The sequence below is a fragment of the Aeromonas sp. 602200 genome, assembly GCF_049173895.1.
Lineage (GTDB): Bacteria > Pseudomonadota > Gammaproteobacteria > Enterobacterales > Aeromonadaceae > Aeromonas > Aeromonas veronii_A.
The window spans coordinates 1-24351 of record NZ_JAAKSL010000020.1 but is presented as its reverse complement, the minus strand read 5'-3'; the positions used below and the strand labels follow the sequence as shown (position 1 = coordinate 24351).

The following is a 24351-nucleotide window of genomic DNA, read 5'->3' as shown; positions in this document are numbered from 1 at the left end:
AAAAACTATCTGCAACCCGCCTCTTTTCTTCCTGCTGCCCCCTGCTTCTAATGAAACAAGTTGTTAACACTTGCCGCGCCGCTGGGTGTCGCAATCCGTTTTAACCGAATCAAGAGCAAGGAGCGCCCTATGAATGCCACCTCTTCCGCCACCCATACCATCAATCCGTTAGGCACAGACGGTTTCGAGTTTGTCGAGTACACAGCCCCCGATGCCAAGGGGATTGCCGCCCTCAAGAGCCTGTTTGTTTCGCTCGGGTTTGCCGAGGTCGCCAAGCACAAACACAAGCAGTGCTGGCTCTACCGGCAGGGGGATATCAACTTTGTGGTCAATGCCGAGCCTCACTCCCAGGCGGAGCAGTTTGCCAGCCTGCACGGGCCGAGCGTTTGCGGCATGGCATTTCGGGTGAGTGATGCGGGCAAGGCCCAGCAGTTCGCCATCGCCAAGGGGGCCAAGCCCTTTGTCGGCAAGATTGGCCCGATGGAGCTCAATATTCCTGCCATCTACGGTATCGGCGAGAGCACGCTCTCCTTTGTTGACCGCTATGGCGACAAGGGCTCCATCTATGACGTGGATTTTGTCTTCTACCCTGACTGGCAGTCCCGGATGGCAGAGGTAGATGCCGGTCTTATGGAGATCGATCACCTGACCCATAACGTGCATCGCGGCAATATGGATGTCTGGTCCAACTTCTATGAGCGGATTGGCAACTTTCGCGAAATTCGCTACTTCGATATCGAGGGCAAGCTGACCGGGCTGCACTCTCGCGCCATGACTGCCCCCTGCGGCAAGATCCGTATCCCCATCAACGAGTCGGCGGATGACAAGTCCCAGATTGAGGAGTACCTGCGCCAGTACAAGGGGGAGGGGATCCAGCACATCGCCATGGCCTCCAGCGATATCTACCACACCATCCGCACCCTGCGCAGCCGTGGTACCGGCTTTATGCCGACGCCCGATACCTACTACGAGAAGGTGAACAGCCGGGTTGAGGGGCATCAGGAGGATCTGGCGGCCCTCAAAGAGCTGCGCATCCTCATCGACGGCTCCCCCACCAAGGATGGCATCCTGCTGCAGATCTTCACCGATACCGTGATAGGCCCGGTCTTCTTCGAGATCATCCAGCGCAAGGGCAACGAAGGGTTTGGCGAGGGCAATTTCAAGGCACTGTTTGAATCGATCGAGCTGGACCAGATCCGCCGCGGCGTGCTGGATGGCGCCGAGGATGAGAAGGGTGCCCGCAAAGAGGGAGCGAGCGATGCGTAACTGGATTAACTTCCCCCATCGGGAGGGGACCCACTCCCGGCAGGCCCATGCCGACCTGCCGGAACAGGCCATCTATGAGCGCGAGCTGGGGCGCAGCGGCTTTTTCGGCCCCGCCACCCACATGCACCACAAGCATGCCCCCACCGACTGGAGCAGTTGGGAGGGGCCGTTGCGGCCACGGCTGTTTGACCTCAATGCCCTGCAGGAGGAGGTGAGTTCCCTCTCCCCCTGGGTGGCCCCCGACATTCTTAGCAACCCCCATTGCCGCTATCGCATCTGGCGGCTCTCCGAGGCGATGCCGTTTCTGGTGCGCAACGCCGACGGCGACGAGCTGCTCTTTATCCACGAAGGGAGCGGCGAGTTCTTCTGTGACTACGGCCACCTGACTCTTCGCGATGGTGACTACGTGGTGATCCCCCGTGGCACCATGTGGCGCATCGAGCCGACAGCGCCCCTGTTCATCCTGATGATCGAGGCGACCAACGACAGCTACCAGTTGCCGGACAAGGGGCTGGTGGGCAATCACGCCATCTTTGACCCGGCGGCGCTGGATGTGCCTGCCATCAATGAACGCTTTTTGGCCCAGCAGGATGAGAATCCCTGGTCGCTGCAGGTCAAACGCCACGATCAGGTGTCGGTCATCACCTGGCCCTTCAACCCGCTGGATGCGCAAGGTTGGCACGGGGACTTGTGCGTGGTGCGCCTCAACTGGCGGGATATCCGCCCGCTGATGAGCCATCGCTACCATCTGCCGCCGTCGGCTCATTCGACCTTTGTGGCGAGCCGCTTCGTGATCTGTACCTTCGTGCCGCGCCCCATCGAGAGCGATCCCGGCGCCCTCAAGGTGCCCTTCTATCACAGCAATGACGATTACGACGAGGTGCTCTTCTACCACGCCGGGGATTTCTTTAGCCGGGACAATATCGAGCGGGGCATGGTCACCTTCCATCCTGCCGGTTTCACCCACGGCCCCCATCCCAAGGCGTTTGCGGCAGGGCAGGCCTATGCCAAGAAGTTCACCGACGAGGTGGCTGTGATGCTCGATACCCGCGATGCGCTGAACGTCGGCAGCCTCTGTGAAGGGATCGAGAACACCCGGTATGTCTCCAGCTGGCAGCGCCCGGACGCAGCTGCCGGCAAATAAGGAATCGCTTATGAAATTGGCAACATTGAACAATGGCAAGCGCGATGGCGCTTTGGTGGTAGTGAGCCGGGATCTGACCCGGGCGGTGCGGGTGAGCGAGATTGCCCCAACTTTGCAGGCCGCCCTCGATGAGTGGGCCGAGGTTGCCCCTAGGCTGGAGGCTGTCTATCAGCAGCTTAACGAGGGCCGCGTGGCCGAGGCGTTCCCCTTTGACGAATCGTCTTGCCTCTCTCCCTTGCCGCGTGCCTACCAGTGGGCCGATGGCAGCGCCTACGTCAACCATGTGGAGCTGGTGCGCAAGGCACGCGGTGCCGAGATGCCGGAAAGCTTCTGGCACGATCCGTTGATGTATCAGGGGGGCTCCGACAGCTTTTTGGCTCCCCGTGGGCCGATTGTGATGGGATCGGAGGAGTGGGGGGGCGATTTCGAGTCGGAGGTAGCCATCATCACCGACGATGTGCCGATGGGGGTGAGCTCGCAGGGGGCTGCCAGCCACGTCAAATTGCTGATGCTGGTCAACGACGTGAGCCTGCGCAACCTCATTCCGGGGGAGCTGGCCAAGGGCTTTGGCTTCTTCCAGTCCAAACCGTCCAGCGCCTTCTCGCCGGTGGCCATCACTCCGGATGAGCTCGGCGATGACTGGCGTGATGGCAAAGTGCATCTGCCGCTTCTGACTCACCTCAACGGTGCCCTGTTTGGTGCGCCAGAAGCCGGGGTGGATATGACCTTCAGCTTCTTCGAACTGATTGCCCACGCCGCCAAGACCAGACCACTAGGGGCAGGCTGCATCATTGGCTCGGGCACCGTCTCCAACTACGATCGCAGCGCCGGTTCCTCCTGCATCGCCGAGCGGCGCATGCTGGAAATTCTTGATTGTGATCAAGCTATAACCCCCTATTTGCAGTTTGGTGATAGAGTGTCGATCGCGATGGAAGATCGCTCTGGCCAAAACCTGTTTGGCACCATCTCTCAACAGGTGGTGCCCGCGAGCGGTCAGGGAGGTTGATGACCAGCGCCGGTTGGCGGCAAGGATATTCGGGATATTTCCGGATCACGACGAGCCCTCAACCGGTGCCGGATACACAAGGAGGCAGGTGGCGAGCACCTGCCGGGCTTCGGGCCCAGATAAGATGCAGGGACAGATTATGTTGCAGTTGTTTGGCTATTGGCGTTCGTCGGCAAGTTTTCGGGTGCGGATCGTGTTGCAGCTCAAGGGGCTCGCCTACGAGCAGCATCCCATCAATTTGCGGCAAGGCGAGCAGAGCGAGAAGGCCTATCGCCGGATCAACCCGCAAGGGCTGGTGCCGTTTCTGGTGGATGGCGATGTGCAGATCGGTCAGTCGGTCGCCATCATGGAGTACCTTGACGAGACCTATCCAGCCTACTCCCTGATGCCCTCTTCCCCCGACGCGCGGGCCCGAGTGCGCCAGATCGTCAACATGATCGCCTGCGATATTCACCCGCTCAACAATCTGCGGGTGCTCAACTATCTGGAAGAGCACTTCAGGGCCAACAACGAGCAGGAGGCTCGCTGGTATCGCCACTGGATTGACGAGACCTTCACCGCCCTCGAACAGCTGTTGATGACCACCGCCGGTGTCTACTGCGTCGGCAACGAAGTGACCCTGGCTGACTGCATGCTGGTGCCCCAGGTCTACAACGCTCGCCGCTACGACATGACGCTGGAAGCGTATCCGACCATCAACCGCATCGTCGCCAACTGCGAACAGTTGCAAGCCTTTATCAAGGCCGCCCCCGCCAACCAGCCGGATGCGCAGTGACAACCTGACTTAACGAAAATCGCGGGATGGCATCAACACGCCATCCCGTGCGCTATACCCGTCATCTCTTTATTTCCCCTGAGTACCTCGTGTTGACGGCTGAATGTCGTCAAGGATCCTGCACCTGTCACACTTATCAATATTTTGCATCGATTGAGTCTTTTCCTCTGGTGTTTTGGGCTGCTGGTCACACCCAAACCCGTTGATTGGGCCTAGTATCGCCACGCCAGCGGAACAGGCGAAAGGGGAGCAGCCCTATCAGGGGGCCTTGGCTCTCTCTACTTTCCACGGTTTACCCACGCTGCTTTTTTTCGTGTTTACGGTTTGATGGCCCGCACCGTCCGGCCCGTGTCACCGCGCAGATCTCTTGTGACAGCGGCCGGTTGACTGGCGAGCCACCGTTTATTTGCAACCACTCTGTGCAACAAGGAGATCTCATGCATTCCTTCAAAAAGTGCGTCGTCGCACTCTCCATCAATCTTGCCCTCTTCTCGTCGGCGTTCGCCTGTACCACCTTGCTGGTTGGCAGTGAGGCCAGCGTCGATGGATCCATGATGGTGGCCCGCAGCGCCGACAGCGATGCCCTGAAAGCCCAGCATTTCGTGATCCATCCGGCCAAGCAGGGGCAAAGCGGTATGCACAGTTCCAAGGCCCACAACGGCGCCAATGATTTCAGCTACCCCTTGCCGAAAAACTCCCTGCGCTATACCACGGTGCCAAACTGGAAGACCCAACTGCACGGTGCCACCGGGTTCAATGAGAAGGGAGTAGGGGTGAGCGGCACCGAGTCTATTTTTGCCTCACCCGAAGCGCTCGCCTTTGACCCCTATGTGGAAGACAAGGGGATCACCGAGGATGATATTCCCGATGTGCTGCTCTCCCGCTCTACGTCGGCCCGCGAGGCGATCGCCTTGCTTGGCAACATCATCGAAACCATTGGTGCGGGAGAGGGATTTGGCGTCGCCGTGGTGGATGATAACGAGCTCTGGTATCTGGAGACTGCCACCGGCCACCACTGGATGGCGCAGCGTCTGCCGAAAAATCACTACTTTGCCACCGGCAATCAGGGCCGCCTGCAGCAGTACGGTCCGGCCAGTGCCGACATGATGGGCTCGAAGAATCTGATCGAATTTGCCACCGAGAAGGGGCTCTACCATCCGCAAAAGGATGGGGCGTTCAACTTCTCGAAAGCCTATACCCGTGATGACGAGCGGGATCGCACCTATAACGATCCGCGGGTCTGGACCATCCAGCAGATGTTCAACCCCTCGCTCAAGCAGGCGGTGAATGCCGGTCGCCAGTTCCCGGTCACCCTCTCCCCCGAGAAGAAGATGACGCTGGAGGAGGTCAAGGCGGTGCTGCGCAATCACTATGACGGCACCGAGCACGATCCCTACAGCAAGGGGTTGAACGGTCAGGAGCCGTGGCGCCCCGTTAGCGTGTTCCGCACCTACGAGTCCCATGTGATGCAGGTACGCCCCTGGATGCCGCGCGAGGTGGGGGAGGTGACCTATGTGGGCCTCGGCATGGCGGACTTGACCGCCTTCGTTCCCTACTACAGCGGTCTGGAAGCCTATCCGGCGCACTATGCCATGGGCAGCGACAAGGCTGACAGCGACTCCATCTACTGGAAATATCGCAAGCTGCAGACCCTGGTGATGACCGATTACCCCAAATTGGCACCCATAGTGAAGCAGGCGTACCAGAGCTGGGAGGCGAAGATCGCCAAAGAGCAGAAAGAGATGGAAGCTAGCTATCTGAAAACGGTCAAAACCGACAAGGCCGCCGCCCACAGCATGCTCAACGACTTCAATCTGCGAGTGATGAAGGAGGCCGAAACGCTGACCGAAGATCTCACCAACCAGATCTTCACGGTGCGCACCCAGGATATTCAGGCCGATATCTTCTTCGCCAACAAGGCGAAAAAGGACTGATTGCCCCCATGATGTGGTAAGGCGGCAGAGCGTGTCGTCATCCATGTCTTGAGTATGGTGATCTTCTCACTGTCACCTTTGTTATCAGAAGACGACATAACGAAAAGCCTTCACGGGAGTGAAGGCTTTTTTGCAGAGTGTTCAGATGAGCACGACGAAGCCTGTCTGGCTAAAAACGGTACTCGATATGGAGGGTATGGCTGTCCAGCCCCGGGTTCTTGTCATACATATAGGCGTTGGACATGTGCTCATACTGATAGCCGATCAGCCAATTCTTGGTGATGGCGTAACCGAGGCCGATACCCAGAGCGAACTGCAAGGGGCCGCCGTAATCCTTGTAGCCGTGGCCGCGGGTGCCAAATTGATACTGATCGAGCCAGACCATTTCGCCGGGGATCCAGGTCACCCAGTTACCCCATTGGCATTCGATACGGGCACCGCCTCCCAGTCTTGCTGTCTCTTCATCTTCTACCTTGAGGGTACCGCCACGCACTCCCAATCCAAATTGACAGGCCGAGTCTCCCCAGCGCCAGAACATGTGGTGAAACTTGGCATCGGCGATCTTGATGTCGAGCTTTTCATTGCTGAACGCCTTGCCCAGCTGCAGGGCAAGAATATTGTCATTGGCCACGGCCCCTGCGCTGGTGAACAGTGAAACCAGCAGGCCAATCCTTGATAGAGTGTTAGCGTCCATGCCCCCTCCAATGTCGTTGAGACCCTGTGGTGCCGATTCAATCGGACACATATCAGGCATAGTCAACAGGCAATAACCCTGTCAATCACGGCCAGAAAAACTAAAAAAAACCATGTTGGCGAATAAATGGTCTATCGCTTTTATGTTCTCAATAACGGGGAAAAAATGGAGTCTGGCTGAACGTTATTTGAACAGTTTGTTATGTGTGATGTTAATGGTGGTCACTTTTCAGGCAATGGCTGAGTGGATTGATGGGGATATCAGAGAGGTTGCCGAACTCGAATAAAGTATTGCCAACCATATTTTGATTGAAACTTCAATGGATGTAACTCACAAAAAAATTAATTTCTTTTTGGAGGGGCGAGGGATAATTAAGAAATTTCTAAATTAATCTTGCTTGTCGTCAAAAATATTTACACCGTACGAATACATTTATTACCAATGCTGCTTTGAGCGTAAATCTTTTAAAAACAGAGTCTTGTGTCCCTCCTTGTCGTGTGAAGAATGCAGGTGAGTTTTTTGAGTGTTGACCCAATTGTGGCTTATTGATAGCATTCGAAAAAAATGAGAATAAGTATGATATACGTCACATTGTGACGTTCTCATGCACGGGGTGGGTGCTTACATTGCAATCAATTTCTGTCTGCTTTTTGAGCTGGCAGGCATCGTTATTTTCCCTCCTGTTTTAGTTTTACATCCATTTTGTCTGTTTTTTGTCCGGGAAGATGTCATTGCCGTGCGGTAGCTATGGCAAAAAAACAGTGTTTCGCATCAACATCGCTACATCTTTACAGCAATTGAGCAGCATTGCTCATTTTAGAGCTCATGCCTACTTCTGATGAGACTATTGCTGTTCTGTCTGAGATCCATCATATATCGTGTCTTGCTCGATTCACTCAGAACATTCTGAAATGTGTGCTGTAAATGGTAATTTTTTGAGCAAAGCCCTCTTGTTCAGACTGCCTGGTATCGCTTCGCAGTCTCGGCAGATTGTCTGTTGATGAGGAACTCAAAACCCCCTTTTGCAGTTGCAGGGCTGGGGATGAACAGCCACATGTCAGTTCGTTTTTTGGTCATGAAAGATAATGAGTCGATCGGCAATAGCGTTGCCAGACCATAAGGCGACCTGGCTTTAACAGATCAACACTTGACTCCATGGGAAATATTGACACATGAATTTTGCAACCCGGTTATTGGCCATATCGTTAGCCATACAAGTTGGTGGCTGTGCATATGAGCCAAAGCAGGTAGAAGCGTCTCGTCCTCTCGTCAACCCGTCAGTTGCTACTGAATTGTATGCCATGCCTCCCGATCTGCAGCAGGCGCTGAATACACTGCCACAAGGCGCTGCATTCAGTAGAAACAATGTTACCTATACCCTGGGGCAACGCTATGTTTCGGCTCTGGGTCTTGAGTGCGTTGAGTTGTTGTTTAACAGCATGCAAGGCCATTCGCAAAGGCGCGCGGCATGCAAGACTGAAGAACAATGGTATCTGATACCTCAACTGGAACAGACCTCTGTCAGCAACCTTCTTGCTGAGCAATAAAATGAAGGCACATGTTTTGAACAAAATGAAAATTTATCAGCTCGGCACACTTCTGTTTCTCATCAGTACATCCTGCGCAACCATGGCCATTGCCGCCCCGGATTTAGCGCAAGCAAATGGATCATCATTTGGTTACACCCTTTCAGGAAAGGCTGCTGAAAACACCGGCACCCAGCTTGGTGGTCAAGCAGCACTGAGTGGGCAGGCCAACACAAGTTCAACGACCGGGAGTTTTACTCAACAGAATCGTCAAGGGATGTTGTTACCCGGTGAGGCAGATGTACGTAAATTACTGCCCCTGGCAGAGGCTGGATTACCTCCTCCTTATGGCGCCAATCTGTTTGCCGGTGGCTATGAGACCGAACGCAGCGATGGCTTGAATGACAATTATCTGATAGCGCCAGGGGACAAGCTTAATATCTGGATCTGGGGTGCCGTCAATTTTTCAAATGTAGTGACGGTAGATAATCAGGGCAATATTTTCATCCCTGATGTCGGCCCGATAAATGTCAAGAATGTACCTGCCAGCCAGGTCAATAATCTGGTGACTAGCAGGATTGGCGATGTTTTTACAAATAATGTCAATATCTACGTCAACCTGCTGACAACAACTCCCGTGAGTGTGTTTGTCACTGGCCCGGTAATACGGCCAGGCCAGTATGCGGGTCAATCCTCTGACAGTGTGCTCTATTTTCTAAAGCGGGCTGGGGGGATCGACTCGGAGCGCGGCAGCTATCGTCAAATAAAGGTATTACGCCAGAACCAGGTCATCCAAAAAATCGATCTGTATGAATTCATGCAGCAGGGCAAAATGCCCAAGCTCTCTTTTAAAGATCAGGATGTCATCCTGGTAGAGCCACAGGGCCCGATGATAAATGTCGCGGGCAAGGTTCGTAATCCCTTCCGTTTCGAATTGACTCAGCGTAATACGCTAGGCTCGGAGCTGGTTAACTACGCACTGCCGCTTGCCAAGGTGAGTCATGTCGGGGTGATAGGTGACCGTCCAAGTGGTCCATTCTCCATCTATTTACCTTACAAGGATTTTGCCAGCCTCCAGCTTAAGGATGGTGACAAAGTCTTGTTCAATGATGACATGCATGCACAGGTTTATGATGTGCAGGTCGCAGGTAGCTATATGGGGCCCTCATATTTCACTGTGCGCAAGCAGACCAAGCTGCATGAGCTGCTCAACCATATTCCCATTGACCCACAGCTTGCCGATTACCAATCCATCTACCTGATGCGCAAGAGTGTCGCTGCGCGGCAAAAAGAGATGTTGGAAGAGTCGCTCAACCGGTTGGAGCGCAGTGTGTTTACTGCTCCTGCCAGCTCGGATGGTGAAGCGTCGATCCGTGCCAAAGAGGCAGAACTGGTGATGCGCTTTGTCGAAAAGGCCAGAAAAATCCAGCCTCTTGGCAAGGTGGTGGTCGCAGACAAGGGGATTGTCGCGAACATTCAGTTGGAACAGGGTGACCAGATTGTCATACCGAACAGAACGGACCTGATTCAGGTCGGTGGGGAAGTCTTGATGCCACAGGCTGTGGTCTATAACGCCAATGCGACTCTCGATGACTATGTGGCCTGGGCGGGTGGATTCACCGAGCGTGCCAATGACAAGCGGATTGCCGTGGTTCATGCCAACGGATTGGTGGAGTTTAAAGATAAGGGGAGTGTCCAGCCCGGTGATCAGATCCTGGTGTTGCCCAAGGTTGACAGCAAAACCATGCAGTCGGTCAAGGATATTACTCAAATCATCTATCAGATCGCTGTGGCTGCTAACGTAGCGATTAACTAAGCCGCTAATTTCGGCGCAAAACAGACTCGCCTTCGGCGAGTCTGTTATACGGTAGAGCGACTTCATGAATAAACCGATTCTCAATCAAACACCGCGAACATCCTTCCAAGTGTTGCGAGATGTTGTCTTTGGCTTACTTATTCGTGAGCTTAAAACCCGCTTTGGTAGTTATCGGCTAGGTTATGCCTGGGCATTACTTGATCCATTATTAATGATTAGTTTGTTCAGCGTGGTGTTTGGGATGAGAAGCCAAAGTGGCTTTGGTGGTGTCCCTGCCCAAGTTTTTATTACCGCGGGTTATCTACCGTTTATGTTTTTCAATAAGGTCGTGACTCAGCTTAAATCTGCAGTCAACGCCAACATGGGGCTATTTTGTTATAGACAAGTGACCCCTTTTGCCACCTTTGTCGCTCGTTTTATGCTAGAGGTCATGGTTGGTATGGTCGTGGGCTGTATTTTGGTATTAGGGTTATTGTGGTTTGGGTTTGATGCGATACCAGCAGACCCGCTTAAGGTGATTCTCGGCTACTTGCTACTTATGGTATTTTCATTCTCGCTGGGGATTATTTTCTGTGTCATTAGCAATTTATTTCAGGAAGCCAACAAATTCCTTGATCTATTGATGATGCCATTGATGTTTATCTCTTGTGTAATGAACCCACTGGTTGCGATACCCCCCCAATACCAACACTGGTTTTTGTGGAACCCCTTGGTTCATGCTTGTGAGTTAATCAGAAGTGGCTGGATTACAGGTTATAACAGTCCTAATGTGAGTTGGTTGTATTTCTCGAGCGTGACCCTGATTTTACTGACCTTTGCCATGAGCTGCTATCGTCTCAATCGCCGGCGATTGATTGCCAGTTAACGTGAAATGATATGATCATTCTTGATAATGTATCCAAGTATTACCCGACGAAATTTGGCCGCAACTATGTGTTGCGGGATGTAAATATTGAACTGCCGCGGGATCGTAATATCGGCATTCTGGGAGTCAATGGTGCGGGTAAATCAACCTTGTTACGCCTGTTAGGTGGCATGGATACACCTAACAAGGGGAAGGTCACTCGTCTTTGTCGAGTGTCCTGGCCACTTGCACTGGGTGGTGGATTTCAGGGAAGTATGACCGGGCGAGAGAATACCCGTTTCGTCTGCCGCATCCATGGCGTACGTGATACTCAGGTTGTGGAGGAGTGGGTAAAGGAGTTTTCCGAAATCGGTCAGCACTATGAACTGCCGATCAAAACTTACTCCAGCGGTATGAAGTCCAAGTTCTCATTTGCTGTCAGCATGGCCTTTGATTTTGATATTTATCTGACCGATGAGATCACCTCTGTGGGTGATGCTCGCTTCAAGCAAAAATGCATCGATGTCTTTAAGGAAAAACGCCAAACCGCCAGTCTTATCATGGTGTCGCACGATATGAAAAACCTTCGCCAACAGTGTGATATGGGTATTTTGTTACGAAATAGCAGACTGGAGGTATTTGACAATATCGACGATGCTATCCGTATTTATCAAAGTCTATAATAAGCACAATCAAAAATGACACAACCTATCAGAATAGAAAAAACATCACGCTTAGTGCGCAAAATACGCAAGCTTGGTAAGGAGCCGAAGCGTTTCTTTATTGACTCGAGTGGTTATAAAATTGCCCATCGTTCTTGGCAACATAGTCTGAAACTCGGCAGTTTTCTTTGGGTCGTACTCTGTTTTTCTATCGCCGTACTCTATTTTGGTTTCATGGCATCCGACCGTTATGTGAGTCGGGCAGAGTTGATGATTAAACAGGCTGACCAAATTAAAATGCTACCCGATGCACTGTCCATGTTGGGTATTGGAGGTAGCAATCATCAAGATGTATTGTTAATCCAGGATTATCTTAAGTCATGGGATATGTTAGCCAAGCTGGATAAAGAGCTTGCGCTTAAAGCACACTATCAGAGTGATGGCGCCGATTATTTCTCACGTTTACCAGAAGGGGGCAGTCGAGAGGATTTTATCGACTATTACCGTAAACATCTGACGTTACACCTTGATGAACTATCTGGCGTGTTAACCGTCGAGCTGCAGACATTTGATCCCCAATATGGTCAGCAGGTTGTGGGACTAATGCTTAAAGAGTCGGAGCGCTTTATCAACAAGTTGGGGCATCAGGTGGCTCTCGATCAACTGGCTTTTGTAGAAAAGGAAGTCGATCGGGCTTATCAACGGTTGCAAGATGAAAAAGCCAAGGTGTTGGCCTTTCAAAACAGCCATCAACTTATCAGCCCAGAGTCTACCAGTAGCGCCCGTTTGGGGGTGGTCAGCCAGATTGAAGGCGAACTGGTGCGCCAGCAGGCTGAGCTGAAACAACTACGCAGCTATATGAAGGATTCCGCTCCCGCCGTTGTCTCGGTCCAGAGCCGGGTTGATGCCTTGACCAGGCAACTTGAGCAGGAGCGTGCCAAGCTGACCGGCCAGGACAAGGACGCCATGAATGAAATCACCGCCGGCTATCTGGATGTGCAAACCCAGGCAACCTTGGCTGCAGATCTCTACAAAACCGGTCTTATCAGCCTGGAGCAAGCCAGGGTTGAAGCATATCGCAAGTTGAAGCATCTGTTGGTGATTACCCAACCGACGTTAGCTGAAGATGCCGAATATCCGCGTCGCCTCTATAACCTTGCTACCGTTGGCGTACTGCTTTGCCTCTTCTACGGCCTGATTGTGATGGGGTTGGCGACCTTGCGTGAACATCAGGATTAGAAAATGGCATTTAAACATTGATGCCGCAACTAGTTACTATGTAAGTACATCAATATAAAAGTTTATAAAATCACGTCATTGAGTAATTCTATTATTATCATACTAAAAGATGGTTTCAAGTTACTAACTTTAAATGATAGGACATAGATTTTTCAATACGATATCGCCACATAAACACTATGTAATAACCAAAATTTTTAATGGTACGGTTTTGTCGGTACTTTTCCGTGCATGCGAGAGGGAATATGGATAACCAACAAGAATATCGAGATACAACCAGTAGAACCACTACATTAGAAAAGGAATGGAATACCAATATTGACTTTATTTTGAAGCGCAATATATTTTGGGAGCCCACTTATCTCGCTCATTCTGCCTGGTTAGAACATATTCCATTTGCATTCTGGTTAGTAGATGTACTTCAACCACGAAATATTGTCGAACTCGGAACCCATGATGGAAGCTCCTATTTTTCTTTCTGCCAAGCGGTAGCTAATCTTGAATTTGATACACAATGTTTTGCGATCAATACATGGAGTGAAGAAGGAAATAATAGTGTTGATAGTGAAAAGCTGTATTCTCAGGTATCAAATTATAACCAAGACAATTATTCTAGCTTTTCAAAATTAATTATAAGCAATCCTGAAGATGCATTAGAGAATTTCGAAAAAGAGAGTATTGATCTACTGCATATCAATGGGTTATATACTGTTGACGCTATACACCATGTTTTTGAAAGTTGGTTGCCAAAACTTTCTCAAAAAGCAGTGGTTATCATACATGATACAAATACCCGAAAACGAGGGAATGGTGTTTTTCGATTCTTTAATGAACTTAAGGTGCTATATCCTCATTTCGAGTTTTCTCACGGTAATGGCCTTGGTGTGGTCGGAGTCGGTAATAAGCAGAATGTTACAATGCAAGCCTTATATGCACTTGCTTCTAAACCATCAATTCTGTTGCAAGTTAAAGAAATTTTTTCCCGCTTAGGTAAGGCTTGTAGTGATAGTCGAGCCAAGCTTGAACTCAAGCAGGAGATTGAACGACTGGTCCGTGAATATAAGGAGGCGCAGTTATATGCACAAGAGCAACACGCACTTGAGCGAGGGCATATCACCACACTGCTCAATTCACAGCATCAAGAAATCGAGGCCCTTCAGATTAAGCTTGCACAGTATCAAGAGCGAGAGAAAATGTTGGAAGCTAAACATATCGCTCTGAAGAGTTTGTATGCCGACTTGGATAATAAGCTAGCTGAAGCTAAGACACACCAAGCTCGCCTTGCACAGGAACGAGATTTGGCAGTGGATGCTCAGCGCCAACTTGAGGCCGACTATGCAGTGCTCTCACAGAAACGGGCTCAAGCACTAGAGCACAAACTTGATGCCCAACAGAGTGCATTGACAACATTGCAGGCTGATTTAGCTGCCCAAGCTCGACGACTAACAGAAGCCAAGGCTCATCAAGCACGCCTCGTCCAAGAGCGCGATATGGCGCTCCATCTTCAGCACCAATTGGAAGCCACAAATACTAAGCTCTCGCAACAACTTGCTCAAACACTCGAGCAGATCAGGAAATCTGGTCAAGCGCAAACAGTGCTGCAAGGTGAACGGGATACTTGGGTAACACAGTTCAAGCAAATTGAGCGTGATTTGGTCGATAGCCATCAGAGACTGCATGCATCAGAACAACGTCATAAAGACGAACTGACACAACTGCAACAACAAGTTTCAGCGCTGACGGATCAACGCATTGTTCTAGAAGCCAATATTGCTGAGCGTTTCAATGAGTTAGCGGCTATCACTCGCCATGCAGAGAACCTTACCCGAGAGTTAGAGAGCAAAGAGAAACAACTGGTGCAGGCCAAGGAGCGTGCTCAGCGGCTCAAGAAAAGTGTTTCTTGGAAATTGACCGCCCCTGTTCGAGCTATTGTTCGGCCCTTCAAGAAGAAAAATGAATCAAACGTCGTTGCTAAAAGTGCTATCGAGCTGATTGTCAACTCAGGATTGTTTGATGAGAGTTGGTACCGTGAGCACTACCCTGAAGTAGCAAACAGCTCACTCTCTGCCCTTGAGCACTACTTGGAGGTGGGGGCTGAACAGGGCTACAACCCGAGTCCAGTATTTGACACTAGCTGGTATATCAATACTTATCCTGATGTTGCACAGAGCGCCATCAATCCCCTTCTTCACTACATCATGCATGGGCAAGCTGAACAGCGTAACTGCCTGCCAAAAACCTGAGAAAGCGCGGAAATATCATAAAAATGACGATCCAACACTATAACGACGAGGTAATGGCTCATTTAGATGAGCACTGGTATCTACATACCTATCTGGACGTACGACTTACCGGTCTTTCTGCGAGTGAACATTTCAAACGCTACGGATGGTTGTTGGGTCGTCAACCCTGCGCAGATTGGAGACCGGCAACACAGCCGTCATATATCAATAAAGCTAGTGTAATACCATATTTAGCTCTCAATCAGATATCTATTGATAGCGAAACACAAGGTGGCTGGTGCTCAGAAGGGGAAGACCCCTTTTTTATTGTCGATCTTAATCGATGGCCAATCATGAGCCTTGGCTGGTTTGAATTCAAGATAACTATCCACAGTCAATACAAGCAGGGGCTGGGTAAGCTCTATCTCGATGTTGGGAATGGTTTTAATGAATTCGATACTGTCGTGCTCCCCTATAAAAACCATATCGAAACCGAGCGCCTATTTCGTCTTGACCGCCCTCTGCTCAATTTGAGATTCGACCCACTAGAACAATCAGGCCCATTTTCAATCAGTAAATTTGAGATCAATTTTGTCGCTGCAGACGAGATAGAAGCACGTTTGATACAAAAAATTCAGTTGGAGCATCCCATTTATTGTCAGAATGACGCTAAAACGTTATGTTCTACCATTTCTTGTAATACTGGAAAAAATGCTCAAGATCACCTCTTCTCACTTTATAACGAATTGTTTGTTTCATTCCCATCACTGGATTATCAGGAATGGATTGACACCATTGAAAAACCGAATCAGCCCAGCGTAGATAAGGTAGTCGCAATGCTGGCGAGCATGAGTAAGCAGCCACTGATTTCCGTGGTGATTCCAGTCTATAACCCGGATGAAATATACCTGCGAGTCTGCCTTGATTCCGTATTGGTCCAGAGCTATTCCTGCTGGGAGCTCTGTATTGCGGATGATCACTCGACGAAAGAACATGTGCAGCGGGTGCTGCGCGAATATGAGGCCAAAGATAGTAGGATAAAAGTTGTCTACCGTGAGCAAAATGGTCATATTTCGGCGGCCTCTAATAGTGCTTTGGATATTGCAAAAGGGGATTTTGTGGCCTTGCTGGATCATGATGATGTGCTGCAAGAGCATGCGTTGCTGTTTATGGCGCAGGCAATCAGTGAACAGCCTCACACTCAGATCCTCTACAGTGACGAAGACAAGCTCAATGGTCGCGGAGAGCGCTTTGATCCTCATTTCAAGAGCGATTGGAACCCGGATTTGTTTTTCTCACAAAACTACGTCTCCCACTTCGGGGTCTATCGCCGCTCCCTGCTGCAACAGATCGGTGGGTTCCGCTTGGGGGTAGAAGGAAGTCAGGATCAGGATCTACTGCTGCGTTGTCTTCCTCATGTAACGGCAGAGCAGATCGTTCATATTCCCCGTGTGCTTTACCATTGGCGTATGATAGAGGGCTCCACGGCGATGGCTTCCGGAGAGAAGAGCTACACCACGGATGCAGGCATTAAAGCACTACGCAATTATTTTGCGGAACAGCAACCAGGTGTAACGGTGGAGGCGGGCATGGCGCCTAATACCTATCGGGTTCGTTATCCCATCCCTCAACCGGCACCTCTGGTCAGTTTGCTTATTCCGACCCGAGATCGCCGCGTTTTGACCGAAACCGCTGTACGTAGCATCATCGAACGCAGTACCTATACCCATTTCGAGCTCCTGATCCTCGATAATGGCAGCGTCGAGCAGGAGACCCTCGATTTCTTTACTCAGATCCAACAGGAAGATAGCCGGGTCAAGGTATTACGATACGATCATCCTTTCAACTACTCGGCTATTAACAACTTTGGCGTCCGCCATGCCAGGGGCTCTATCGTCGGATTAGTCAACAATGATGTTGAGGTGATCAATCCAGATTGGTTGACCGAGATGGTAAGCCACTGCTTGCGACCTGAGATCGGTTGTGTGGGCGCCAAGCTCTATTACAGTAACGATACTTTGCAGCACGGTGGTGTGATCCTCGGTATTGGTGGGATAGGAGGGCATTCTCATAAACAGTATCCTCGTCACCATCCGGGTTATTTCAGTCGTTTGTTGCTGACGCAAACACTCTCGGCTGTCACGGCAGCCTGCCTCCTTATTCGTAAAGAGATTTATAACGAAGTTGCTGGGCTGGATGAAGAGAATCTGCATGTTGCTTTTAATGATGTGGACTTTTGCCTGAAAGTACGCGAAGCGGGTTATCGCAATATCTGGACGCCTTATGCCGAGCTTTATCACTATGAGTCAGTTAGCCGAGGCGCCGAAGATTCACCAGAGAAAATTGCTCGATTTAATAAAGAGATGAATTTTATGAAATCCAAGTGGGGTAAACACCTTGAGCGGGACCCATTTTACAACCCACATCTGACGAAGGAACGAGAAGATTTCAGTGTTGGATCTATCGATAATTATTTTTCGAAAAAATAGTTTTTTAAAAGTATTTTTATCTTGTTTTATTTCACGGGGTTGGGTGGTAGCAAATAGCCCATTATAAAGCGCCTATTATCTTACATTTAAAGGCTGATAAATGATTAAAGAAACATTTGATTTTTGTAAATCTACAATAAATGATTCCACTGTACTATGTGATGTGCAAGTAAATCCTACAAGAGTGCATATTAGTGATGGTTGTGAGCATCATATTAAAGTTGATCAAGCGATACATGATGGCACTCGAGCTATTGTTATTGGATGGTGCAGTCAAGAAAATGCCATATTTCATATCTCGGGAAAGGCTAGAATAACAGAACTACAACGACATGAAAGACCTGATGTGGCCGAGAGCCTAAGTCTGGTGCCCGGGGGACAATACGGATTTGCCATTCAACTAGATATTCAGAAGATCAAAAGCGTAGTTAGTATTGGTGTCGCACCATCACCGGGTGCTGTTCCTACGGAGCTGTTTGGTATCAAATTTGATAAGAATGCATCAGCCAAGTTAGATGAGGTAGCGATCCAGTTTGGAATGCTCCAGCAATTCAATGGCATCCACCCAAGCCATCCAGCCTTTTCAAAATTGATAGCAAAAGCCCCTCGCGCTCAAGGACCATGCTTGTTTGCCAAAGCGCATTTTGAAGCGGTTGTAGCGTGTAGAAATAATGGTGAAGGTTGTGTTGTTGGCTGGTTTGCCATGGCTGAAAATGTCCCAACTTGGTTGGAAGATGAGAAGGGTAATATATATTCAACTGAAAATGCATTCAGATATGTCCGAGCTGATGTAAGACAAGCTATTGCTCAGCTAGTAGATTACCCTGTGATAAATAGTGGGTTTATTTGCTATGTGAGCGGAATCAACCCTGGCCAGCAGCTCAGCTTGAAAGTACTGGGTGAAGACGGCGTGCATGTATTGGCTACGTTGGTTTGCACTCCGTTGTCAAATAATCCCGTGGAAGCTGCACAATGGTTGTCATCGATTCATACCCCTCTTGCAAGCTTGCATGAGCGATTTGCCAAGGTTGATAGTCCTCTGTTAAGTCGACTACTGTCACACACACAGGATCAGTGGTCTGCTCTTCCCGTATATGTCCATGAGTTAGGCTCACCGGTTACCATACCAAAGGTGAGTATTATCGTACCCTTGTATGGCAGAACAGATTTTATCGAACATCAGCTGATGGAGTTTTCTGAAGATAGATGGTTTAGTCGTCATGTTGAGCTTATCTATGTATTGGATGATCCGGATCTAGTGGAGGGCTTCCCTAGTCAGGCAGAAAAACTCCACCGTATTTACAACATCCCTTTCAAATGGGTATGGGGAAGTGTTAACCGGGGTTTTTCTGGCGCTAATAATCTGGGGGCTAGTGAAGCATCAGGGGAATTTCTTCTGTTCCTCAATAGCGATGCATTTCCTCGTAAGGCGGGGTGGGTAGAGAACCTGATGATGGCTCTCCAGAGTCAACCGGAGTTAGGTGTGATTACCCCACGTCTACTTTTTGCCGATGGCGGTATACAACATGCGGGAATGACATTCCTGCGCCGTGAAGAGTTGGGCATTTGGGTAAATCACCACCCCTATATGGGCCTGGATCCTTCACTCGATCCGCACCAAACATTGACGACGGTGCCTGCCGTAACCGGCGCCTGTATGATGTTGCGGCGACGTGATTTTGATGCCGTAGGTGGTTGGGATACCGGTTATCTTATTGGGGATTTTGAGGATTCTGATCTCTGCCTGAAATTACGTGATGCGGGCTTTACCATCGGTTATTTACCGACCGTTGAGTTAACTCATCTTGAGCGACAATCGTTCAAGCTCCTTGGTGAAGGTGATTTCAGAACCAAGGTCGTTATTTTGAATGCAACACGTCATCAGGCCCGCTGGCAAGCACTGCTCGCTGAAAGTAATAAACATCACAAACTGTCAAAAAATTGGTAAAGGCGATCTGAACATGATGAATAATCAGCGTATTTTGGTTATGGCCCATGCTCATCCGGATTTCAGTCTGGGTGGTGGTGAGATTGCGGCTTACAACCTGTTCAAGGCCTATCAACAGCATCAAGATGTGGAAGAGGCATGGTATCTTGGTCGAGCCGATCGCGGACGCGGGGCCACTGGTGCGATAACCCTGCGCAGGCAAAATGAATATCTGTGGGAACAAGCAGTGCATGATTGGCATATGATGAAAGCCGTGCACCAAGAGAGTCTGAGCACTTGGTTTGCCGATCTCATCCGGGCATTGAAGCCGACAGTGGTGCATGTTCATCACTATGCCCATATGGGGCTTGAATTTTTCCGGATTATCAAGCAGGTTGATCCTGATATCCAAATCGTCATGACCTTGCATGAGTACATGGCGATCTGCAGCAATAATGGTCAGATGATTAAAACCGGTGATTTCAAGCTCTGCAGCAGAGAAAGCTATGATGAGTGTCACCGCTGCTTCCCTAATCGTACCCCCGAAGAGTTCTGGATGCGCAAGCATACCTTTATGAAGCACTTTGCATTGGTCGATCAATTTGTGTCGCCTTCAGAATTTCTTCGTCAGCGTTATATTGACTGGGGCTTGCCCGCCGAGAAAATTGTGGTGATTGAAAATGGGCAATCTTCTGAACCCGCAATTCCACCCCGCCCGCTGGCCGAGGGAGAGAGTCGCAACCGCTTTGGCTTTTTTGGTCAGATAAATCCCTACAAGGGGTTGGATGTGTTGTTGGAGGCACTGACCCTGATGCCTGAATATGAGCGAAAAAAAGTCGTGCTAGAAGTTCATGGCGCAAACCTTGAATATCAATCTGCCGAGTTCCAGCAAAAAATTGAAGCCTTGCGCGGGCCATTGATGAAAGAAGGGGTGGTACAGTGGGTGGGTCCCTATCAACCTCATGAGTTACGAGCCCGCATGGCGGGAGTTGATTGGGTCATAGTGCCATCGATTTGGTGGGAAAACTCACCCATGGTGATACAGGAAGCAAAAGTATGCGGTCGCCCGTTACTGGTTTCTGATATCGGTGGGATGGCTGAAAAAATAGAGCATAATGTTGACGGCATGACCATCTCAGCAGGGAATCGATTGGAGTGGCGCAGGATGTTGGCGCGTGAAGATATTAATGCACTATTTGATAGTGTTATTTCAAATATAAAACGGCCCTTAACCTATAAAGAGTGTGCAGATGAGCACTTGGCTTTATTATCTCTGTGAGGCAAAATGACAATTCAAAGATGCCCTGATGGACTTATTTTACCAGCCAATACGCCGACACTACATCCAGATAGCACATTTGAACTTCCGGTCTGTATTCAAGCAACACTGGCACAAAACAATAAAATAAGCATAGGTGCCTTTACTGGCATCTATGGTGGCCGAATAGGCCATTGCATGATTGGTCGTTATTGTTCAATCGCATCTGGTGTGGATATTGCATCAGATCAACACCCGACAGATTGGTTGTCATCTTCGATGATACAATATGTCCCTAATTTGCACGGCTGGGGTGATTGGTTAAAAAGGAACGAATTTGACTACATTAATCCAGAAAAAATGTTTATGTCAAACACACCGGTAAATATTGGTAATGATGTTTGGATAGGTCAAGGTGTTTTTATCAAGTCTGGTGTTAATATCGGTCATGGCGCCGTAATAGCAGCACATTCAGTTGTTGTTAATGATATCCCATCCTATGCCATCGCTGCTGGTGTTCCTGCTAAGGTTAAAAAATATAGATTCTCCGATGATTTAATTAAAAGATTACTCAATATTAAATGGTGGGAATATAATATATCATCCATAAATAATATCGATTTTTCTAATATCGAAAATGCGTTGTCTTTGCTTGAAGAAAGAATAAGTCAGGGGAATTTAATACCATTTAATTTCAAGTCAGTTAAATATGAGGATATCAAGTGAGCAATGTTTTTATATATGGGCTTCCCGCATCAATAGATAATGCACCAATGATGAATGAGCAAGAACTAGATTCTGCTGTTGGTGGCAATACTGGGAACTTAGCATTTTGTTATGCGCTCTCCCGCCATCTGGGTGGAAATCTACCCACAAAGTCATGGTTGGAGGGAAATTCTGCATATTTCAATGAAAAATGTACAGGGGTCCTTACACTTGCGAATCAGTTAGGTAAACACGCTGACTTAGGTTATTTTGCTGATGCATTAGGAAAGCATAATTCTAGACTGATTGGACTTGGTCTGGGGGCTCAAGCAGATATTGGTGGTATTGTCGATATACCTGAAGGTACTCAACGCTGGCTTAAAACAGTAATGAATAGAGCTCCCGGTGATGGTCCTAATATTGGCGTCCGTGGAGCATTTACTCTTTCTGCATTAGAAAAATATGGATTAGCAGAGCGTGCAACAGTATTAGGTTGTCCAACACTGTTTTTAAATGAGAGCAAAAATTTAGGTTCTCTGATTAAAAAAAATTCAGAGAAAAACTTTAAAAGAATAGCGGTAACAGCTGGGCATTATAAATGGAAGCATTTAGGAAAGCTTGAATCATCACTGACCTCCCTTCTTACTCATAATCACGACTATATTATTCAAAGTCCTATGCCAATGGTCTCATTTGGTCGAGGGGAAGTGTCCAATACATATGAGAGTGATTTCACAGAAATACGTGACTATTGCAAGCCAAATATGGAGTTGAATGATTTCAACGAATGGCGAATGGATCATGCTATTAGCTTTTTCTCTGCACCAGCGTGGATGGAGCATCTTCGTAGATTTGATTTTGTGATTGGCGTCCGTATTCATGGTGTGATGCTTGCATTGCAAATGGGAATACCCGCGGTTTGTATAGCACACGACTCAAGAACAAAAGAACTATGTGAGACTATGATGATTCCTTTTATAGAAGCATCTAAGGTTTCAAATGGGGTAGATAAAGAGCAGTTGCATGAAATGTTTAAATTTAACGAAAAAGACTTTGATGAAAACAGGATCGTATTGGCTAAAAAATATGTAGATTTTTTGAATGATAACAAAATTCCATTTGTTCCATATTTAAGAGAGTTGGCCGGTAACTAAACTAGCATCTCCCTGTAAAGCAGGGGGATGACTTTCCATTACAATATTTTGGTAAAAGGAGATGTATTAAGTGAAGTTTATCACTGATCCAAGATCTTCGGTAAGCTGGGCAAAGTTATTTTTTGATATGAGATGTGTTGACAATGTTACGTGTATTCCAGAGTTTAATGACGACCCCTATTTAGAGCCTAGGGCGCTGCCAAAGTTACCAGATACTGTTGAGATGCTTTCTGGGGCTTTAGATGTTGATCCAGGTGTTCGTTTAGTTGGCCATAAATGGTTGTTAAATGATGATGGTGACTTTTTTACTGATGAGGTTTTTACACCGACACGTATATCAAGTATGTTTAATTCAGATAGGGATGTCCCGATAAAAATGAGTGATGATGGTGCATTTACATATGTACCTGGACGTCGTCGTATTTCTATTAAGGAAAAAGTTGGTATAGCCGTGGCTTCTGAGCCAAGTAACTGGGGCTCTTTTATATTTAGGGTTATTCCCAAGCTTGTTTTATTGAAATCTTTAGGCTGCCAAAAGATCTTGGTTTACTGTAGTCATGAAACTCAGCGGCAAGCTATTAGAACAATAGGGTTTAATGACGGGGATATTATTTGTCATTATCCTGAGAATGAATATGTTTTAGAGTCTGGAGCTATTTATCCGATGGCTCTGAATACAAGTGGCTATCTTTCCACATTCGCTCGGGTCGCTTTTTCTATTATTCCTCGAGCTAAAAATTCTAGATTCGGAGAGCGGTTGTATGTTTCTCGAGGGAATTCATCTAATCGTAAATGTGTTAATGAAAATGCGGTTACTACTATGCTTATTAGGCATGGTTTTTCGATCTTATATCCAGGTGAGTTAACATTTTCTGAACAGGTTGAGGCTTTTTCGGCTGCTAAGTTTATTGTTGGGCCTTCAGGTGCCGCAATGTTCAATGTTGTATTCTGCCAGCCTGGAACATCGGTTATAGATATCGAAAGCCAGCGTTCGTGGACGTATGCGCATTGTAGCTTTTTCTCCTCTCTTGGGCTTAAATATGGTGTTTTTTGGGGGCAGGCCGTTGATAATAGGAGTACACATGCACCATATGAACTCGATGTTGATGCTCTAGAACATAGAGTCAAACAATGTATATCATCAATGTAAATTTTTATCGTCCATCTGATGGCTTCACTACATTGGTGTCAAAAGTAAAATTTAGTTATTATATGCGTACAGTTTATTTAAGTCGACGAATTTTCCTATTAGGAGAGGATGTTTGTTGTATTGAATAACAATAAAATAGCAATGTGTTCTATCCTTAAAAATAAGACACTCTATTTTTAAAATAGATTGCACGCCATAAATGTATAGGAAGTTATTATATATCTTGTAATACCAGTACTGCTGGCAGCTTGAGTTATCAAATAAACAGCATGATTATGGCATCATTCATGGTCTAGAATAACAAATTTAACCGAGAGTTAATTTTCAATCTTTGGTATATAATAGGCTCCCCCCTCAGCAATGGAGCTTACTCAACTATACATGGTGTACTACATATAGCATGCAAACGAGTTTGTGAGATATATTATTACACATATCCACGTGCTAGTATGTATATAATGCCTAATGCCTAATGCCTAATGCCTAATGCCTAATGCCTAATGCCTAATGCCTAATGCCTAATGCCTAATGCCTAATGCC

At 48.3% G+C, this 24351-nt stretch carries 18 protein-coding genes; 17 read left to right on the top strand and 1 reads right to left on the bottom strand.

Translation table 11 applies throughout. The features are described from left to right. The first annotated feature begins 129 nt into the window (after nucleotides 1–129). The 5 genes from hppD to G5221_RS18950 all read left to right on the top strand — a co-directional run bounded on the left by hppD (nucleotide 130) and on the right by G5221_RS18950 (nucleotide 6125). Entirely contained in the window at nucleotides 130–1266 is a 1137-nt protein-coding gene (gene hppD, locus G5221_RS18970) for a 4-hydroxyphenylpyruvate dioxygenase (protein ID WP_335831288.1), read from the top strand. Further along, complete coding sequence (locus G5221_RS18965) at nucleotides 1259–2410, top strand: homogentisate 1,2-dioxygenase (RefSeq protein WP_110302312.1); 1152 nt, start codon at nucleotides 1259–1261, stop codon at nucleotides 2408–2410. The genes hppD and G5221_RS18965 overlap by 8 nt, the downstream gene beginning before the upstream one ends. 10 nt (nucleotides 2411–2420) lie before the next feature. Further along, nucleotides 2421–3416: a fumarylacetoacetate hydrolase family protein gene (locus G5221_RS18960; protein ID WP_421263718.1), complete on the top strand. Its 996-nt coding sequence runs from the start codon at nucleotides 2421–2423 to the stop codon at nucleotides 3414–3416. A gap of 139 nt (nucleotides 3417–3555) precedes the next feature. Then, entirely contained in the window at nucleotides 3556–4191 is a 636-nt protein-coding gene (gene maiA, locus G5221_RS18955; RefSeq protein ID WP_335875615.1) for a maleylacetoacetate isomerase, read from the top strand. A 437-nt stretch (nucleotides 4192–4628) separates the two neighbouring features. Continuing rightward, a complete protein-coding gene (locus G5221_RS18950) occupies nucleotides 4629–6125 on the top strand; it encodes a C69 family dipeptidase (protein WP_421263717.1) in 1497 nt (498 codons plus the stop codon). Between the two features lie 169 nt (nucleotides 6126–6294). Here the strand turns inward: G5221_RS18950 and G5221_RS18945 are convergent, their stop codons facing one another. Further along, nucleotides 6295–6819, bottom strand: a complete 525-nt coding sequence (locus tag G5221_RS18945) for an acyloxyacyl hydrolase (RefSeq protein ID WP_201996469.1) — start codon at nucleotides 6817–6819, stop codon at nucleotides 6295–6297. Between the two features lie 1172 nt (nucleotides 6820–7991). Between G5221_RS18945 and G5221_RS18940 the strand changes: the two genes are divergently transcribed. From G5221_RS18940 to G5221_RS18885, 12 genes are all read left to right on the top strand, one after another. Continuing rightward, nucleotides 7992–8366, top strand: coding sequence for a hypothetical protein (locus G5221_RS18940; protein ID WP_201996467.1), 375 nt, complete (start codon nucleotides 7992–7994; stop codon nucleotides 8364–8366). A 25-nt stretch (nucleotides 8367–8391) separates the two neighbouring features. Continuing rightward, complete coding sequence (locus G5221_RS18935; RefSeq protein ID WP_421263731.1) at nucleotides 8392–10161, top strand: polysaccharide biosynthesis/export family protein; 1770 nt, start codon at nucleotides 8392–8394, stop codon at nucleotides 10159–10161. A 64-nt stretch (nucleotides 10162–10225) separates the two neighbouring features. Further along, nucleotides 10226–11026, top strand: a complete 801-nt coding sequence (locus G5221_RS18930) for an ABC transporter permease (RefSeq protein WP_421263716.1) — start codon at nucleotides 10226–10228, stop codon at nucleotides 11024–11026. An 11-nt stretch (nucleotides 11027–11037) separates the two neighbouring features. Continuing rightward, nucleotides 11038–11688 (top strand): ABC transporter ATP-binding protein, encoded by a 651-nt coding sequence (locus G5221_RS18925; protein WP_421263715.1) that lies wholly within the window; start codon nucleotides 11038–11040, stop codon nucleotides 11686–11688. A 15-nt stretch (nucleotides 11689–11703) separates the two neighbouring features. After that, the gene (locus G5221_RS18920) at nucleotides 11704–12906 is read left to right on the top strand and encodes a sugar transporter (RefSeq protein WP_421263714.1); all 1203 of its coding nucleotides are present in this window, start codon (nucleotides 11704–11706) and stop codon (nucleotides 12904–12906) included. Between the two features lie 245 nt (nucleotides 12907–13151). Next, nucleotides 13152–15149 carry a class I SAM-dependent methyltransferase gene (locus G5221_RS18915; RefSeq protein ID WP_421263713.1) on the top strand — a complete coding sequence of 666 codons (1998 nt, stop codon included), beginning with the start codon at nucleotides 13152–13154 and terminating at the stop codon, nucleotides 15147–15149. A gap of 23 nt (nucleotides 15150–15172) precedes the next feature. Beyond that, nucleotides 15173–17617, top strand: coding sequence for a glycosyltransferase family 2 protein (locus G5221_RS18910; protein ID WP_421263712.1), 2445 nt, complete (start codon nucleotides 15173–15175; stop codon nucleotides 17615–17617). Nucleotides 17618–17717: 100 nt separating this feature from the next. After that, nucleotides 17718–19565 carry a glycosyltransferase family 2 protein gene (locus G5221_RS18905; RefSeq protein WP_421263711.1) on the top strand — a complete coding sequence of 616 codons (1848 nt, stop codon included), beginning with the start codon at nucleotides 17718–17720 and terminating at the stop codon, nucleotides 19563–19565. Next, complete coding sequence (locus G5221_RS18900; RefSeq protein WP_421263710.1) at nucleotides 19486–20823, top strand: glycosyltransferase family 4 protein; 1338 nt, start codon at nucleotides 19486–19488, stop codon at nucleotides 20821–20823. Before G5221_RS18905 ends, G5221_RS18900 begins: the two co-directional genes overlap by 80 nt. Before the next feature lie 6 nt (nucleotides 20824–20829). Next, nucleotides 20830–21528 carry a CatB-related O-acetyltransferase gene (locus G5221_RS18895; RefSeq protein ID WP_421263709.1) on the top strand — a complete coding sequence of 233 codons (699 nt, stop codon included), beginning with the start codon at nucleotides 20830–20832 and terminating at the stop codon, nucleotides 21526–21528. Continuing rightward, nucleotides 21525–22661, top strand: coding sequence for a polysaccharide pyruvyl transferase family protein (locus G5221_RS18890; RefSeq protein WP_421263708.1), 1137 nt, complete (start codon nucleotides 21525–21527; stop codon nucleotides 22659–22661). The genes G5221_RS18895 and G5221_RS18890 overlap by 4 nt, the downstream gene beginning before the upstream one ends. A 70-nt stretch (nucleotides 22662–22731) precedes the next feature. Continuing rightward, on the top strand, nucleotides 22732–23811 hold the full coding sequence (locus G5221_RS18885; protein WP_421263707.1) for a glycosyltransferase family 61 protein: 1080 nt from the start codon (nucleotides 22732–22734) through the stop codon (nucleotides 23809–23811). Nucleotides 23812–24351: the final 540 nt, after the last annotated feature.

Coding starts and splice junctions, on each gene's coding strand:
- hppD (WP_335831288.1), top strand. CDS start 130: ATGAATGCCACCTCTTCCGCCACCCATACCATCAATCCGTTAGGCACA.
- G5221_RS18965 (WP_110302312.1), top strand. CDS start 1,259: ATGCGTAACTGGATTAACTTCCCCCATCGGGAGGGGACCCACTCCCGG.
- G5221_RS18960 (WP_421263718.1), top strand. CDS start 2,421: ATGAAATTGGCAACATTGAACAATGGCAAGCGCGATGGCGCTTTGGTG.
- maiA (WP_335875615.1), top strand. CDS start 3,556: ATGTTGCAGTTGTTTGGCTATTGGCGTTCGTCGGCAAGTTTTCGGGTG.
- G5221_RS18950 (WP_421263717.1), top strand. CDS start 4,629: ATGCATTCCTTCAAAAAGTGCGTCGTCGCACTCTCCATCAATCTTGCC.
- G5221_RS18945 (WP_201996469.1), bottom strand. CDS start 6,819: ATGGACGCTAACACTCTATCAAGGATTGGCCTGCTGGTTTCACTGTTC.
- G5221_RS18940 (WP_201996467.1), top strand. CDS start 7,992: ATGAATTTTGCAACCCGGTTATTGGCCATATCGTTAGCCATACAAGTT.
- G5221_RS18935 (WP_421263731.1), top strand. CDS start 8,392: ATGAAAATTTATCAGCTCGGCACACTTCTGTTTCTCATCAGTACATCC.
- G5221_RS18930 (WP_421263716.1), top strand. CDS start 10,226: ATGAATAAACCGATTCTCAATCAAACACCGCGAACATCCTTCCAAGTG.
- G5221_RS18925 (WP_421263715.1), top strand. CDS start 11,038: ATGATCATTCTTGATAATGTATCCAAGTATTACCCGACGAAATTTGGC.
- G5221_RS18920 (WP_421263714.1), top strand. CDS start 11,704: ATGACACAACCTATCAGAATAGAAAAAACATCACGCTTAGTGCGCAAA.
- G5221_RS18915 (WP_421263713.1), top strand. CDS start 13,152: ATGGATAACCAACAAGAATATCGAGATACAACCAGTAGAACCACTACA.
- G5221_RS18910 (WP_421263712.1), top strand. CDS start 15,173: ATGACGATCCAACACTATAACGACGAGGTAATGGCTCATTTAGATGAG.
- G5221_RS18905 (WP_421263711.1), top strand. CDS start 17,718: ATGATTAAAGAAACATTTGATTTTTGTAAATCTACAATAAATGATTCC.
- G5221_RS18900 (WP_421263710.1), top strand. CDS start 19,486: ATGCAACACGTCATCAGGCCCGCTGGCAAGCACTGCTCGCTGAAAGTA.
- G5221_RS18895 (WP_421263709.1), top strand. CDS start 20,830: ATGACAATTCAAAGATGCCCTGATGGACTTATTTTACCAGCCAATACG.